This is a genomic window from Candidatus Defluviilinea gracilis (assembly GCF_057138825.1).
Map to the genome: position 1 here is coordinate 1 of NZ_DBNHEF010000002.1, position 14,441 is coordinate 14,441.

Annotated in this window: 15 protein-coding genes and 1 tRNA gene; 14 read left to right on the forward strand and 2 right to left on the reverse strand. The window is 52.6% G+C overall.

What is annotated here, in order from left to right; genetic code table 11:
• Positions 1 to 181: 181 nt before the first annotated feature.
• Positions 182 to 263 (reverse strand) — tRNA-Leu (locus AC16KF_RS00015).
• Between the two features lie 65 nt (positions 264 to 328).
• Between AC16KF_RS00015 and plsX the strand changes: the two genes are divergently transcribed.
• The 7 genes from plsX to AC16KF_RS00050 all read left to right on the forward strand — a co-directional run bounded on the left by plsX (position 329) and on the right by AC16KF_RS00050 (position 7,881).
• Positions 329 to 1,345: a phosphate acyltransferase PlsX gene (gene plsX, locus AC16KF_RS00020; protein WP_484035224.1), complete on the forward strand. Its 1,017-nt coding sequence runs from the start codon at positions 329 to 331 to the stop codon at positions 1,343 to 1,345.
• Between the two features lie 38 nt (positions 1,346 to 1,383).
• On the forward strand, positions 1,384 to 2,091 hold the full coding sequence (locus tag AC16KF_RS00025) for a hypothetical protein (protein WP_484035225.1): 708 nt from the start codon (positions 1,384 to 1,386) through the stop codon (positions 2,089 to 2,091).
• 102 nt (positions 2,092 to 2,193) lie between these two features.
• On the forward strand, positions 2,194 to 3,588 hold the full coding sequence (locus AC16KF_RS00030; protein WP_484035226.1) for a hypothetical protein: 1,395 nt from the start codon (positions 2,194 to 2,196) through the stop codon (positions 3,586 to 3,588).
• Between the two features lie 9 nt (positions 3,589 to 3,597).
• The gene (locus AC16KF_RS00035; protein ID WP_484035227.1) at positions 3,598 to 6,387 is read left to right on the forward strand and encodes a helicase C-terminal domain-containing protein; all 2,790 of its coding nucleotides are present in this window, start codon (positions 3,598 to 3,600) and stop codon (positions 6,385 to 6,387) included.
• Positions 6,388 to 6,440: 53 nt separating this feature from the next.
• Positions 6,441 to 7,094 carry a transposase gene (locus tag AC16KF_RS00040; protein ID WP_484035228.1) on the forward strand — a complete coding sequence of 218 codons (654 nt, stop codon included), beginning with the start codon at positions 6,441 to 6,443 and terminating at the stop codon, positions 7,092 to 7,094.
• A 101-nt stretch (positions 7,095 to 7,195) separates the two neighbouring features.
• Positions 7,196 to 7,528 carry a DUF433 domain-containing protein gene (locus AC16KF_RS00045; protein ID WP_484035229.1) on the forward strand — a complete coding sequence of 111 codons (333 nt, stop codon included), beginning with the start codon at positions 7,196 to 7,198 and terminating at the stop codon, positions 7,526 to 7,528.
• Between the two features lie 2 nt (positions 7,529 to 7,530).
• Complete coding sequence (locus AC16KF_RS00050; RefSeq protein WP_484035230.1) at positions 7,531 to 7,881, forward strand: DUF5615 family PIN-like protein; 351 nt, start codon at positions 7,531 to 7,533, stop codon at positions 7,879 to 7,881.
• Positions 7,882 to 7,960: 79 nt separating this feature from the next.
• Here the strand turns inward: AC16KF_RS00050 and AC16KF_RS00055 are convergent, their stop codons facing one another.
• Complete coding sequence (locus AC16KF_RS00055) at positions 7,961 to 8,488, reverse strand: YkgJ family cysteine cluster protein (protein ID WP_484035231.1); 528 nt, start codon at positions 8,486 to 8,488, stop codon at positions 7,961 to 7,963.
• A gap of 60 nt (positions 8,489 to 8,548) precedes the next feature.
• Between AC16KF_RS00055 and AC16KF_RS00060 the strand changes: the two genes are divergently transcribed.
• The 7 genes from AC16KF_RS00060 to AC16KF_RS00090 form a co-directional block, all read left to right on the forward strand.
• Positions 8,549 to 9,397, forward strand: coding sequence for a carotenoid biosynthesis protein (locus AC16KF_RS00060; protein WP_484035232.1), 849 nt, complete (start codon positions 8,549 to 8,551; stop codon positions 9,395 to 9,397).
• Positions 9,394 to 9,789: an arsenate-mycothiol transferase ArsC gene (locus tag AC16KF_RS00065; protein ID WP_484035233.1), complete on the forward strand. Its 396-nt coding sequence runs from the start codon at positions 9,394 to 9,396 to the stop codon at positions 9,787 to 9,789. Before AC16KF_RS00060 ends, AC16KF_RS00065 begins: the two co-directional genes overlap by 4 nt.
• Positions 9,790 to 10,947, forward strand: coding sequence for a chromate efflux transporter (chrA, locus tag AC16KF_RS00070; protein WP_484035234.1), 1,158 nt, complete (start codon positions 9,790 to 9,792; stop codon positions 10,945 to 10,947).
• Positions 10,948 to 10,949: 2 nt separating this feature from the next.
• The gene (locus tag AC16KF_RS00075) at positions 10,950 to 12,194 is read left to right on the forward strand and encodes an MFS transporter (protein ID WP_484035235.1); all 1,245 of its coding nucleotides are present in this window, start codon (positions 10,950 to 10,952) and stop codon (positions 12,192 to 12,194) included.
• A 40-nt stretch (positions 12,195 to 12,234) separates the two neighbouring features.
• Positions 12,235 to 13,011, forward strand: coding sequence for an arylamine N-acetyltransferase family protein (locus AC16KF_RS00080; protein ID WP_484035236.1), 777 nt, complete (start codon positions 12,235 to 12,237; stop codon positions 13,009 to 13,011).
• On the forward strand, positions 13,008 to 13,427 hold the full coding sequence (locus AC16KF_RS00085) for a hypothetical protein (RefSeq protein WP_484035237.1): 420 nt from the start codon (positions 13,008 to 13,010) through the stop codon (positions 13,425 to 13,427). The genes AC16KF_RS00080 and AC16KF_RS00085 overlap by 4 nt, the downstream gene beginning before the upstream one ends.
• A gap of 41 nt (positions 13,428 to 13,468) precedes the next feature.
• Positions 13,469 to 14,441 (forward strand): MBOAT family O-acyltransferase (locus AC16KF_RS00090; RefSeq protein WP_484035238.1); only part of this gene is annotated, 973 nt, incomplete at its 3' end.

Genomic DNA, 14,441 nt, shown 5'->3' on the forward strand with positions numbered 1-14,441 from the left:
TTAACGGGAAAGAGCTTCACCACGAAGGGCACAAAGTACACAAAGGCAAAAAAGAGCCTAGATTCCTTGGGTTTTCCTTTGTGACCGTCGTGTCCTTTGTGTTTGAAAAAAAGGTTTCCCGTTAAAACCGGTAGAGCCAAAATAAATAAATCCCCGAACAGATCGGGGATTTATCAACGAGTGCGCTGGAGAGGACTTGAACCTCCACGTCTTGCGACACATGGCCCTCAACCATGCCTGTCTGCCAATTCCAGCACCAGCGCCCAAGCAGGGCGTATTATAATCGGCTTACTTTGCTTGTCAAGCAAAACCTTTTTTGGAGAAAAACATGACGCGAATCGTAGTAGATGCCATGGGGAGCGACAATTACCCAACGCCGGATGTGCTTGGCGCGGTGGACGCGGCGCGCGAATACAGCGTGGAAATTATCTTGACGGGAGACGCTTCGCGGATTCAGCCTCTGCTTGATTCTAACCATGCGGCGACTCTACCCATCCGCGTCGTTCACGCGCCCGAAACGTTGACCATGAAAGATAAAGGCGAAGACCTCGTGATGAAAGCACGGCATAAGGACGCGCAAAATTCGATGGCGGTCGGCTACGATCTCGTGAAAAACGGCGAAGCCGACGCGTTCGTTACCATGGGCAACACCGGCGCGGCAATGGTCACGGCGCTGTTCAGGCTCGGCAGGATCAGAGGCGTGGATCGGCCCGCGCTGGCGGGTCCAATTCCCACGGCGAATGGAATCGCGATCCTTCTCGATCTGGGCGCGAATCCCGATTGCAAGCCGGAGAATTTAGTCCAATTCGGCATTATGGGCAGTGTCTACTCGGAGCGGGTGCGCGGCGTGAAAAATCCGCGCGTGGGCTTGGTGTCGAACGGCGAAGAAGCGGGTAAAGGGAGCGAACTCGTAAAGGTGGCGCATGTATTGCTGGCAGATTCCAACTTGAATTTTGTCGGGAACATCGAGGGGAAAGAGCTCTTCGGCGGTCATGCGGATGTGGCAGTGGCAGACGGGTTCACCGGAAATGTGTTGCTCAAATCATCGGAGGCGGTCGCCAAACTGCTGGTGGATAAGATCCGCGAGTCGATCAAGGGTGGAGGTCCGCTGACGTTGTTGGGCGGCGCGCTGATCCGTCCCGCGATGGGCAAAGTCCGCAAACTGCTCGACCCCGCGGAAGAGGGCGCGGCTCCCCTGCTGGGCGTGAATGGGCTGGCGTTTATCGGTCACGGGAGGTCGGATGCGTTTGCGATCAAGAATGCCATCCGCGTGGCAAAAGAGGCGGCAGAGTCGAAGGTGTTGGACGCGATGAAATCTGCAATTGAAGAGAGTTTGAAGAAATAACGTAGTGACGACTTAAGTCGTCACTACACAGGAATAATATGAAAATCATCACAAACGATACATTAATTCAGCGCAACGGAAAGATCGGGGGGATTGCGATCCTGCTTTCCATCATCATTTTGGTTGGGGGTTTTTTTGTCAACGTCAACAATCTCTCGGGCGAAGACATGCGCTCGTTCTATATTACCCTGGCTTCGTTCGTTGTCGGGTTTATTCTGGTTCAGGTTGGGTTGTATTTCGTAAACCGCTACGGAGGCAAACCGCGCATGGATGAACGACTCGACGCCGCGCTCAAGGGTTTGCCCGGTGATTTCACGATCTATCATTTCACCACGCCGACCGCGCATTTGCTTGTGGGTCCTTCGGGGGTGTGGGCGTTACTCCCTTATCGACTGCGCGGCTCCATCGAGTTCAGAAAGAACCGTTGGCGCGTCCGCGGCGGCGGATTCTTACAGGCGTATATGAGCATCTTCGGGCAGGAGGGAATCGGCAGACCAGACGCTGAGGCAGAGCATGAGGCCCGTAAGATCAAGAACCTTCTGGCAAAACATTTCGAAGAACACGAGTGCCCCGAGGTCAATGTCGCATTGATTTTCACAAATGAGCAGATCGAAATTCAAGCCGAAGGCGCTCCCACACCCGCGTTGAAAGCGGACCAGCTCAAAAGTTTTATGCGGCAAAAAGCAAAAGAGAAACCGATCACACAATCACAACTCGCGGCGGTGAAAGCGGCGTTACCGGAGTGATATTTCAGGCGCGACGGTCTTGAGTCTCCAGTCTCTAGTCTCTCTTTGTGAGAGACTAGAGACTGGAGACTATTTATTTAAATATGATACACTTGTTCTATCATGCAATTATCGACAACGAGAAATTTTTTTGCGAACCACTGGGCAACGATCCTTATTCTCGGCATTCTAACGATGGGGCTTTGGTTCCGCGCAACAACCTACGGAGATTTTCGGCTTTCAGCGGGGATGAGTGATACGCCAAGCTACATTAATTCTTCACAAGCCAATCTCTTTTCACCGCAGATGTTTAACGGCGAGCGGTTATTCACAACCAATCTTTTGTATAAACTTGCCAACGACTCTGACCGTTGCCCGTTATTGGTCATTGGCAATCCTTCGGTAGGCGTCGAGTTGCCTCGTGAAATCCAGCCTTGCTTTGACAAAATCGCCGTTCTGCAAAATACGCTTGCAATGTTCGGCTGGTCGTTCCTGGCATTGATCGCCGCGCGTTGGTTATCTCATCCGTTGTACAAGATCATGGCGGTTCCACTTGTGTTAGCCTTTGGGTTCACTCCCCAGCTCGCCGAATGGGACAGTGTGCTCAGTTCAGAATCACTCTCGCTCTCGATGTTTGCCGTCGTCACAGGCTTGATGTTGGAAATTTCACAGCGGATCGCCAGAGACCGTAGCCAGCATTCGTCGGCAACAACCAAGTCATTAGCCGTTATATGGTTGGCAATATTCATGCTGTGGGTCTTTTTGCGGGATGTCCATATCTATGCCTGCTTGATCACAGTTGCGATGTTGCTCCCCTTCGTGTTGGTAAAAAAACTCCGCCTCCCTGCGTGGATTCCAATTACGACCTATATCCTCGGCGGAATTTTCATCCTCGGGATGTACACCACACAAAAAAGCCCGCGCTGGGAACTTCCGCTGTTCCATGTGATGGATGGCCGCGTCTTTCCCGATTCGGGCATGGTCGATTATTTTGCCGAACGTTTCGACATGCCGCGCGACCCGTCCAGCCCTGAGTATGCGGAATGGTTCAACACGCGCGGCTTCCGATCGTATGGAATTTTTCTTGCGACTCATCCGCGGTACATTATTTCCGCGCTCATCGAACGGTCTGACTATTTGTCGGAAGATTTTATTCAACCGTACTTTACCACCGCCGATATCCGCTCTCGAAAAGCTCTCTTGGATGTGGGTAGAATCGTCCACCCAGAGACCAATGCCGTCTTTCTGATTGACTTCATCCTCGTAGCATCCATGGTTGTGAACAGCCTAAAGTACCCATCAGGCAAGTCGTGGGCGTGGACATGGCTCGCCACATGGATGTTTTTCTTCGGAAGCGCGTCTGTGCTATTGAGTTTTTTTGGAGATAACATTGGGATACATCGCCACATTTTTCCTTATGTGGAGATCTTCCGCTTGCTGTTATGGATCAGCCTGCTAGCGAACATGGACCTTCTAGCACAACGACCTGAACCTGTTACTATTCAAACGAAAGAGTAAAACAAACGTATGCAATCAATCGTAGCCATAGACCTCGAAACAACAGGATTAAATGACGAGCGCGACGCGATCATCGAGATCGGGGCGGTGAAGTTCAAAGGGCATCGCGTCGAAGCGGAGTGGACAACGGTCATCAACCCTGGCAGGCACATCCCTGAATTTATCACGGGGCTGACGGGCATCAGCGACGCGGAGACGCGCAACGCGCCGAAACTGCGCGACATCATCCACGATCTGGAAGCGTTCGTCGGCGACGCCCCTGTGGTGGGACACAACATCCGCTTCGATCTGGGATTCATCCAAAAGCAGGCGGGGATATTGAATTACAACGAAGTCATTGACACGTACGAGATCGCGGCGGTGGTCATGCCAACCGCGAGCCGATACAATCTCGGTTCGCTTGGCAAACAATTGGGAATCTTATTGCCCGCCACCCATCGCGCACTCGACGACGCCAAAGTGACGATGGCGGCGTTCAACAAATTATTCGAAATGGCGCGTGAACTTCCGCGCGAGTTGGTGGACGAGATCGTCCGTCTCAGCGAACCCGTTGAATGGGATGCGCGCTGGGTGTTTCAACAAATTTTGGGAGCGCAAGCGAAAGAGGGGATCAAAGCGAAGAAAATATCGAAGAAAAAGAATCAGGCTGAATGGGCGGATGACTCGAAGTTTCCGCCGTTGGATAATCCCGAAGAGCCAAGTCCGCTCAACACGGAGGAAGTCGCATCCGTGCTGGAGTATGGCGGACCGTTCTCGCAATATTTTGATTCGTTCGAGCAGAGACCCGAACAGGTTGCGATGATGCGTTCGGTGGCGGACGCGCTTTCGTATGGAAATCATTTGATGGTCGAAGCGGGAACGGGCGTTGGAAAAAGTTTTGCATACCTCGTGCCTGCCGCGTTGTTCTCACTGCAAAACAATACGCGCGTGGTCGTTTCAACGAACACGATCAACTTGCAAGACCAACTCATTCAACGCGATTTGCCGAATTTGAGTCAGGCATTGGATCTTGATTTTCGTTTTTCAGTATTGAAGGGACGTTCGAATTATCTCTGCCCGCGCAAAGTGGAGAACATGCGTAGTTCGTATCCGCGCAATGCGGATGAGATGCGCGTACTGGCGAAAGTGTTGGTGTGGCAGTTAAATAATTCGAGCGGAGATCGAAGCGAATTAAATCTCACGGGACCAACCGAGCGCGAGGTGTGGAATCGAATGTCGGCGGAGGATGACGCGTGCACGACCGAAACGTGCATCAAACGCATGGGCGGCGCGTGTCCGTTCCATCGCGTGAAGACCGCGTCGCAATCCGCGCATGTGCTGGTCGTCAATCACGCGCTGTTGTTGTCGGATGTCGCCACGGGAAGCAAAGTCCTGCCCGAGTATTCGCATCTCATCATTGACGAGGGTCATCACTTGGAATCAGCGACGACGAACGCGATGTCGTTTCGATTGAATCAATATGACATGGATCGCATGATGAAGGAGGTCGGCGGATCGAACGCGGGTGTGCTCGGAAAACTTCTCGGCGAGACGAACGCCACGCTTCGCCCCGCGGACTTCGGCCTGCTTCAGAAAAAAGTGACTCATGCCACCGACATGGCTTTTCGCATCGAGCAGATGAATCGCGAGTTCTTCAATGTGTTGAGCGAGTTCGCGCGACTGCAACGCGAGGGACAGCCGCAATCAAATTACGCATGGCAAGCGCGCGTCTTACCCGCCACGCGCACATTGCCGTTTTGGGACGAAGTGGAAATGGCATGGGACGCAACAGGCGAAACGTTGCGAAATTTGCTGACAGAGTTGGCTCAAATTTACAAAGCCGCCGCAGACTTATACGCCGAGGGACACGACAATCTCGAAGACGTAATGGGCGACATCAGCAACGTGACGCGCCGATTGACCGAAGCCGAAGCGAATATTTCGGGCATGATCAGCAAGCCCATCCAAGGCATGGTGTATTGGATCGAAGTGCAACCGAATCAAAACCGTTTGTCGTTGAACGCCGCTCCATTGAGCGTGGCATCGCTGGTCGAAAAAAATATCTGGCACGAGAAACGTTCTGTGGTGCTCACCTCCGCCACGTTGACAACGCACGGAGAATTTCAATATCTGCGCAACACTCTCGGCGCCGCCGAAGCCGAAGAGATGCAACTCGGCTCGCCGTACGATTACGAAAGCGCGGCATTGCTGTACATCGCCAACGACATCCCCGAACCGAATCAAAATGGATATGAGCAGATGCTCAACAAAACGCTCATCGCTACCGCCAAAGCCACTGGCGGACGGATGCTCGTGCTGTTCACCTCCTACTCTGCGCTAAAGAAGGCGGCGCGCGAGATCACCGCCCCGTTGGCGCGTGAGGATATTTACGTCTACGAGCAAGGCGACGGCGCATCCCCGAACGCGTTGCTCGAGTCGTTCAAAGCCACCGAACGCGCCGTGTTGCTCGGAACCAAATCCTTCTGGGAAGGCGTAGACGTGCCAGGCGAGTCGCTTTCGGTTGTGGTCATCACCAAACTTCCCTTCGATGTACCTACCGACCCGCTTATCGCGGCGCGCTCCGAAATGTACGAAGATTCGTTCAATCAATATTATCTGCCCGAAGCGATTCTGAAATTTCGGCAAGGATTTGGTCGCCTGATCCGTACCGCTTCAGATAGAGGCGTGGTCGCCATTTTGGATCGCCGCGTGCTAACCAAGCAATATGGCAGGCTGTTCCTGGAGTCACTCCCTCCCTGCACCGCGCGGCAGGGACCAGCATCCAATTTGCCGAGGGAGGCGGGGAGTTGGTTGGGATAATATAGTTAGACCTCACAGGTCTTAAAGACCTGTGAGGTCTCGGGATGAAAACTATGAAAAATACAACTGCTCCACTTGTCCCGGGAATGTACTATCACATTTACAATCGCGGGAACAACAGCGAGAACTTGTTTCTTGAAAAACGGAATTACCCATATTTCCTTTCTTTGTACGATAAGCACATCACACCTGTCGCAGACACCCACGCCTATGGCTTGCTGAGAAATCATTTTCACGTTGCGGGGAGGATCAAAACTGAGCGGGAGTTTTGGGAATATCTAGAACAGACCTCACAGGTCTCGGAGACCTGTGAGGTCTTGGATCAAAAGAAGAAATTCAATCCATCCCAAGCCTTCTCGAACTTCTTCAACGCGTACGCCAAATCCATCAACAAGGGATATGGACGAACGGGAAGCCTGTTCGAGGAACGTTTTGGGCGAATCCCCGTTACGAGCGATGCGTATTTTACGACCTTGATCTTCTACATCCACTATAACCCGCAGAAACACGGATTTGTGGATGACTTCCGCGATTGGGAATGGTCTTCATACCACGCACTTGTCGGAACAGGAAAGACGAAGTTGAAACGAGATGAAGTTTTGAATATGTTTGGCGGCGTGAAAGGATTTGAGGAATTCCACCAAACAAAAATGGATGAGAAGAAGTTAGCGAAGTTGATTGACGAGGAATTTGAATCGGAAGTTTAGTTTAGACCTCACAGGTTTTGGAAACCTGTGAGGTCTGCCAGCCAATTTGCCGCGCGAGGCGGGGAGTTGGTTGGGGATGTAGAATCGAGTAAAATATCTTCATGGCAGTCACATTGACCATCCAACCCCTTCCCCTCCCCCTCACCCTCAACAAGGATGGCGTAGCGCGGGTCGGCGGGACGCGGGTTACGCTGGATACGATCGTTCGAGCCTTTGCAAGGGGAGCAACTGCGGAGGAAATCGCGCAACAGTATCCGTCGCTTGCACTTTCGGATGTGTACGCGACGATCAGTTACTATCTGCAAAACCGCGATGAAGTGGAGACCTACCTCAAAAAGCGGACAAAACAGGCGCAGGCGATAAGACAGGAAAATTTAAAACGGTTCGACCAATCGGGTATCCGCGAGAGATTGTTGGCACGTAAAAATAAATAGCCATGCTCCGCTTCGTCTCTGATGAAAATTTCAACAACGACATTGTGCGCGGCTTGCTTCGCCGAAATCCCAATTTGGATATTGTCCGCATACAAGATGTTGGATTACGAGGAGAGGAAGACCCTGTCATTTTAGAATGGGCGGCAAATGAAGAGCGGATTTTACTCACGCACGATGCCGCGACCATGACAAACTTCGCTTATGAACGCGTGCGCGCAGAGTTGCCTATGCCAGGGGTCATCGAAGTCCCCGACGACCTGCCGATTGGAACCTCGATTGAAGATATTTTGTTGATAGCAGAATTCAGCAACACGAACGAATTGAAAAGTCGCATAGTTTACCTCCCGTTGTAAGAGACAGCCAACTTAAAGATGCCCATCTCTCTTTGTTAGTCAACAACGTGACTGTCATCTTGAAGATGACAGTCACCTTTTATTCCACCACCTCATCAGCCTTCTCCACCAAATCATCCACCCCAAACACCGTTTCATAAAACCCCAACAAAGCCTCCGCCTTCGACCGAAACCCCGCATCCGTGTGAGCCAGCCCGTTCGATTCTTCCAACTCCGTCACCAATCGTTGACGAAAATTGACCTCCGCCGAATTGGGCAACAGCGACTCAACTTCACGGATCATTTCCTTTGCCTGCTCGATAACCGTCAACGCGTTGGGTAGGGACATATTTTCAGCGATCACTTCCTTGAGCAACTTACATTGATAACTTCGGCACACATGCGGGTAATGCGGCGAGTCGTAGACCGTGCATCGTCCCTGCCAGAGCGGGCAGGGTTGGCTAAATCCGCGCTCGTTGGGATTCGACCGAAAGACGGTTAGTCCCAGCGACTCGGCGGGATCCAGCTCGGAGGGTCGCAGTTTCGCCCAGATGAACAAATGACCTGTGCAACACAGTCCGCACGATTTGCATAAGATGTTTGCCTGTGATTCGTTTATATCTGCCACGCGAGAAATCATATCGTGTTACAGATAAACTTGCAATTGGCTATTGTATAATCGGGCGAAATGAACAACCTGCCCAGCCTCTATTTCATCTCATTCGAACTCGTCATCTATGTGCAATTTGCGCTATGCCTGCTTCATGCGTGGAAACACGGCAAGGCAAATCTTCTGCGCCTGTTTGCGGGCATTCTCTTTGGCGTACTACTTGAAATTGCCACGATCCGCCAATTGAACGCGTACGAGTACGGACGTTTCCTCCTTATGGTTCTCGACGTGCCTTTGTGCATCGGTGTCGCGTGGGGATGCATCCTCTTCAGCGTGATGGAATTCACCGACGCGAGCAGTCTACCCTATTTTCTGCGCCCCGTGCTAGACGGCTTACTCGCCCTCAACATTGACCTCGCGCTCGACGCCGTCGCCATCCGCTTCGGGTTTTGGGATTGGGGTCAGGGTTTGGACTCTCAATACTTCGGCGTGCCATACGCGAACTTCTGGGCGTGGTTCTGGGTCATCTTTTTCTTCTCGACGGGATACCGCCTCTTTTCTCGACGGGGAGATCTGGTTCGCGCGTGGCTGGCTCCGCTCGCCGCTTTGATCGTCGGTCTGCTCGGCGTGCTGGGGACGAACGCGTTCATCACATTCGTCGTCCCAGCGACGCTTCGTTCTGCTGTCGTCTTTAGCGCACTCATCGCCGCGCTCATGCTGATCGTCGCCCTGCGTCCGCGACTGAACACGCAACCCGTCCCCTCGTTGACGTTCTGGGTCCCGACCATCACCCACCTTTACGTGTTGATCGCGGGGCTAATCTCTGGTCTCATCCTTGACCCGCCGTTTTTGTTGTTCGTGGGAATTGTCATGACAGTCATCGCATTCTTTTTGCATCGCCCAACAATTCGGAGATTGATTTCATGAATACCGTTCTCTTCGTCTGTGAACACGGCGCGGCGAAAAGCGTCATCGCTGCGGCGTATTTCAACCAACTGGCAAGCGAAAAGAATCTCGATGTCCGCGCCATCGCGCGCGGCACGAACCCCGATACGGAGGTGTCGCCCAAAGCCGCCACTGGCTTGCAAGCGGACGGTCTGACTCCGACCGAATCAATTCCGCAGAAGTTGTCGCTGGCAGATGTCGAATCGACTCAACGCGTCGTTACGTTCTGTGAATTGCCTGAGGAATATCGAAGCAAAACTGTTATCGAGCAGTGGGATGGAGTCCCGCCCGTGAGTGAGGATTACGAAAAGGCGCGCGATGCGATTGTGGAAAGAATCCATCGGCTTATAGTTGAAGAAAAAGGCAAAGCCTAGATGGAAAACACGGAAACACCCGAAAGAATGCCTCCCGCGCGCGAGGTGTTTCTATATTTTCTGCTGTTGGGCTTCATCAACATCGGCGGACCCGTCGCGCAAATTACCATGATGTACAACAACATGGTCGAGCGCAGTCATTGGCTGTCAAAAGACCGATTCGTCAAGATCATGGGGTTCACGCACATGTTGCCAGGACCCGAGGCTCTGCAGTTGGCGATCTATGTGGGTTACCTCAAGAAAGGCGTTCTGGGCGGAATCATCGCAGGGCTGACGTTTATCATCCCTGGCGCGTTGATCATGGTCCTTCTCAGTCACTTGTATGTCACGTACGGAAATCTGCCCTTTGTGAATGACGTTCTGTATATCTTGAAGCCCGCCGTGCTTGGAATCATCGCCGCGGGAATCATCAAACTCGGTAAAGCCGCAATTACAAATGTTCGGCTCGCCGCGATATTGATCACAGCCACTCTAGCCATGCTCTTTCTCAAAATTGACTTTCTCGTCATCCTATTCCTTGCTGGGCTCGCAAACCTGCTCCTTACCATAAGACTGCCGAGTTTGAACTCAGCGATGGGTATGATGCCTGTTTTGATCGGAGGCTTGAAAGGCGGATTCTTCACCGATGAGAAATGGCTTCAAATGGTTTGGCTGTTCTTGAAAACAGGCTTATTCAGCTTTGGCGGCGCGTACGCCTCCCTTGCTTTTCTTCAGCGAGGCGCGGTTGACCAGTTTCACTGGCTGACCGCCGAACAACTTTTAGACGGCGTCGCGTTAAGTGTGGCTACCCCAGGACCATTTATGCTGTTCACAACGTTTGTCGGCTATTTGGCTGGCGGAATTACAGGCGCGGTGATTGCAACGTTCTTTGTTTTTCTTCCATCCTTCGTCTTTGTCTTATTGGGCGCGCGATATATCGAACAAGTACAAAATAACCGCTCTGTTCAGGCTTTTCTGGCAGGGATCAGCGCAGGCGTGGTTGGCGTCATCCTTGTTGTATCGTTTGATCTTATCCCAAGCGCGGTAGTCGGCGCGTCCAGTGTTATCATTGCGCTGCTTGCCTTTGCGTTGATTACATTTTTCAAAGCGGATGTAGCAAAGGTAGCGCTTGGAACAATTATCGCGGGAATAATTTACGCGGCGCTTCAATACATCTGACCATGCACACGAATCCTAATATCCCCCTCCTCTTTTCCACGCGCATCATCCGCTTGTTCTGCTACGGGTTTCTCTCCGTCATCCTCGCGCTGTATCTCGCCGAAGCAGGCTTCACCGAAACGCAGATCGGATTGCTCTTCACGCTCACCCTCATCGGCGACGCGGTCATTTCGTTGTGGCTGACCACCTCCGCAGACAGGTTCGGCAGAAAACGAACCTTGCTCATCGGCGCGGTCTTGATGCTGAGCGCGGGCATCGGCTTCGCGCTGACGAAAAACTTCGCCCTGCTCGCCCTCGCCGCAATCATCGGCGTCATCAGCCCAAGCGGGAACGAGATCGGTCCGTTTTTATCGGTGGAGCAGGCAAGTCTCACGCAATTGATCTCGAACGAAAAGCGCACGCACTTCTTCGCGTGGTACAACCTCGTCGGCTCGTTCGCCACCGCCACAGGCGCGCTCACAGGCGGATGGCTCTCGCAATCCCTGCAACTCAGCGGCTGGACGACGCTCGAATCCTATCGCTTCGTTTTAGTTGGCTACGCCCTCGGCGGCTTCATCCTCCTCCTCTTATTTCTCCGCCTCTCGCCCTCCATCGAAGTCCCTACTCAATACGAAGTACGCAGTCCTGCCCTGAGCAAGGTCGAAGGGACGCAATCCACTCTAGGTCTCCACCGTTCCCGTAACGTCGTCTTCAAACTCTCCGCCCTCTTCGCTCTCGACGCATTCGCGGGCGGCTTCATCGTGCAAAGCATGTTCGCCTTTTGGTTCTTCGTCCGCTTCGGCGTGGACGCTGGCACGCTCGGCAGTATCTTCTTCGGCGCGAACATCCTCGCGGGCATCTCGGCTCTGCTCGCCGTACCCCTCGCTAACAAGATCGGCTTGATCAACACGATGGTCTTCACGCACATCCCCTCGAACATTCTCCTGATCCTCGTGCCGTTGATGCCGACGCTTCCTCTCGCCATCGGACTCCTGCTCCTCCGCTTCAGCATTTCGCAGATGGACGTGCCGACGCGCCAATCCTACACGATGGCTGTTGTCGCCCCCGACGAGCGATCCGCCGCTTCGGGCGTCACTGCCATCGCGCGTTCCGTCGGCGCGTCCGTTTCGCCGATGCTCACAGGATTCTTTTTCGGCATCCCCGCGTTGTTGAGCCTCCCGTTCTTTTTAGCGGGCGGATTGAAGATCATCTACGACCTTCTGCTCTTCCGCGAGTTTCGGGCTGTGAAGCCGCCCGAAGAAAACTGAACCAGCCGTCCCTGCGAATGAACCGTTATAATTCAGCGGCATGGACGTCCAAACATATCTACATCGAATCAAGTATCAAGGTTCCATCCAACCCGATTACGATACACTGCGCGGACTGCACATCGCGCACATGCGGACAGTCCCGTTCGAAAATTTAGACGTCATGTTGAAGCGTCCGATCCGCATTGACGAAGAGTCGCTTTGGAAAAAGATCGTCGTCAACGAGCGCGGCGGATTTTGTTATGAACTCAATGGAAGTTTCGCGCGACTGTTGACGCAGATCGGTTTTGAGATCACGTATCTGAACGGGCGCGTGTTCAATAAAGAAGGTCAACTCGGCATCGAGTTCGATCATCTTGCGCTGTTGGTGAGGATTCCCAATTCGTCCACGCAATGGCTGGCAGATGTGGGCTTCGGCGATTCGTTTACCGAGCCGCTCGAATTTGAAAATGACGGCGAGCAAACGCAGAGATTGAGAGCGTATCGGCTGGAAAAAGTTATTGACGGATTTGTCATGTGGCAGAAAAACTACGACAGCACATGGGAGCGGCAATATTTTTTCGACACCGAGCCGCGAATGTTTCCGCAAGATTACGAAGCGGGATGCCTGTATCACCAAACCTCTCCCAACACGAGTTTCACCCAAGGGAGCGTCGTCTCTCGCGCCACAGACGATGGGCGCGTGTCGCTGAACGACAATTGGCTGACGATAACAAAGAGCGGCGAGCGCGTAAAACGCCCGCTGGAATCGCAAGACGAATTTCAAAGCTTACTGAAAGAACATTTCGGAATTGTTCTGCAAAAGGAGATCGCATGACCGTAGAAAATTATTTAGCAGAGGCAGGCGCGTTCGCCACATTGGCAGGTTTGCTGGCAGGTTTCGGCTTGACCGCCGTGATCCAATTTCTTGTGACAGAAAACAAGAGCAAACTCGTCACCGCGTGCATTATCGTATTTGCGATTTCGACGGTGCTGTTCACTTACTCGTTGATCGTCTCGATCTTATCGTTCGCCGCCACAGCGGAGCTGAACGAAGTCCGCGCCGAGTTGGACAACCTCAGCATCGGCGGGTTCCTCATGCTGGTCACCGCGATCTTCGTCTTCCTCGGCGGCATCGGGCTTTCAGGCTGGATCCGCTCGAAAGCCGCAGGGATCACAACCTCCGCCTTTGCAATGATAACCATGTGCCTGACCGCCTCCGCGCTGTGGTCTATCATGTCGTTGTTTATGTAAGCGGGCGCGTCGTCGCAATATGCACATAGAGTTCTCGCTCAATGCTCTTTAACTCGTTCCATTTTCTTGTATTCTTCCCTGTAGTAACAACTTTATATTTTCTCCTCCCCCATCGTTTCCGTTGGGGGTTATTGCTTACGGCGAGTTGTTATTTTTACATGGCGTTCATCCCGAAATATATCCTCATCTTATTCGTCACCATCACGGTGGATTATTTCGCAGGCATCGGGCTCGAGACTACACAGGGAAATAAAAAGAAATGGATTCTGTTGGCAAGCATCCTTGCAAACGTTGGCATGTTGGGGTTCTTCAAATATTTCAACTTCGCCAATGAAAACATCGCCGCGCTGGCAAACTTCATTGACTGGAACTATCCCATCGAGAACCTTTCGATCATCCTGCCCATCGGCTTATCGTTTCACACATTCCAATCATTGAGTTACACCATCGAAGTCTATCGCGGGCACCAAAAAGCCGAACGGCATTACGGCTATCTTGCTCTGTACGTATTGTTCTATCCGCAACTTGTGGCGGGTCCCATCGAAAGACCGCAAAACATTTTGCATCAACTACACGAGGAGCATCGCTTCGAATATCAACGCGTCGCCGACGGTTTGAAATGGATGGCGTGGGGCATGTTCAAAAAAGTGGTCATCGCCGATCGTATGGCGTTGTTCGTCAACCCGATCTACGACTCGCCCACAAGTCACGAGGATCCCGCGCTAGTCTTCGCAACACTCGCATTTGCGATTCAAATTTATTGCGATTTCTCAGGCTACTCCGACATCGCCTTCGGTTCAGCGCAAGTAATGGGCATCAGGCTGATGAAAAATTTTCAACACCCATACTTTGCAAAATCGATTTCCGAATTTTGGCGGCGCTGGCACATCTCGCTCTCCACGTGGTTCCGCGATTACGTCTACATTCCGCTCGGCGGCAATCGCTCGGGCGCGCGCCGCACTGCCATCAATCTCTTCATCACATTTCTCCTCAACGGTTTGTGGCACGGCGCCA

Bases quoted from the DNA above. Each gene is read 5' to 3' on its own strand.
- plsX (WP_484035224.1), top strand. From the start codon at position 329: ATGACGCGAATCGTAGTAGATGCCATGGGGAGCGACAATTACCCAACG.
- AC16KF_RS00025 (WP_484035225.1), top strand. From the start codon at position 1,384: ATGAAAATCATCACAAACGATACATTAATTCAGCGCAACGGAAAGATC.
- AC16KF_RS00030 (WP_484035226.1), top strand. From the start codon at position 2,194: ATGCAATTATCGACAACGAGAAATTTTTTTGCGAACCACTGGGCAACG.
- AC16KF_RS00035 (WP_484035227.1), top strand. From the start codon at position 3,598: ATGCAATCAATCGTAGCCATAGACCTCGAAACAACAGGATTAAATGAC.
- AC16KF_RS00040 (WP_484035228.1), top strand. From the start codon at position 6,441: ATGAAAAATACAACTGCTCCACTTGTCCCGGGAATGTACTATCACATT.
- AC16KF_RS00045 (WP_484035229.1), top strand. From the start codon at position 7,196: ATGGCAGTCACATTGACCATCCAACCCCTTCCCCTCCCCCTCACCCTC.
- AC16KF_RS00050 (WP_484035230.1), top strand. From the start codon at position 7,531: ATGCTCCGCTTCGTCTCTGATGAAAATTTCAACAACGACATTGTGCGC.
- AC16KF_RS00060 (WP_484035232.1), top strand. From the start codon at position 8,549: ATGAACAACCTGCCCAGCCTCTATTTCATCTCATTCGAACTCGTCATC.
- AC16KF_RS00065 (WP_484035233.1), top strand. From the start codon at position 9,394: ATGAATACCGTTCTCTTCGTCTGTGAACACGGCGCGGCGAAAAGCGTC.
- chrA (WP_484035234.1), top strand. From the start codon at position 9,790: ATGGAAAACACGGAAACACCCGAAAGAATGCCTCCCGCGCGCGAGGTG.
- AC16KF_RS00075 (WP_484035235.1), top strand. From the start codon at position 10,950: ATGCACACGAATCCTAATATCCCCCTCCTCTTTTCCACGCGCATCATC.
- AC16KF_RS00080 (WP_484035236.1), top strand. From the start codon at position 12,235: ATGGACGTCCAAACATATCTACATCGAATCAAGTATCAAGGTTCCATC.
- AC16KF_RS00085 (WP_484035237.1), top strand. From the start codon at position 13,008: ATGACCGTAGAAAATTATTTAGCAGAGGCAGGCGCGTTCGCCACATTG.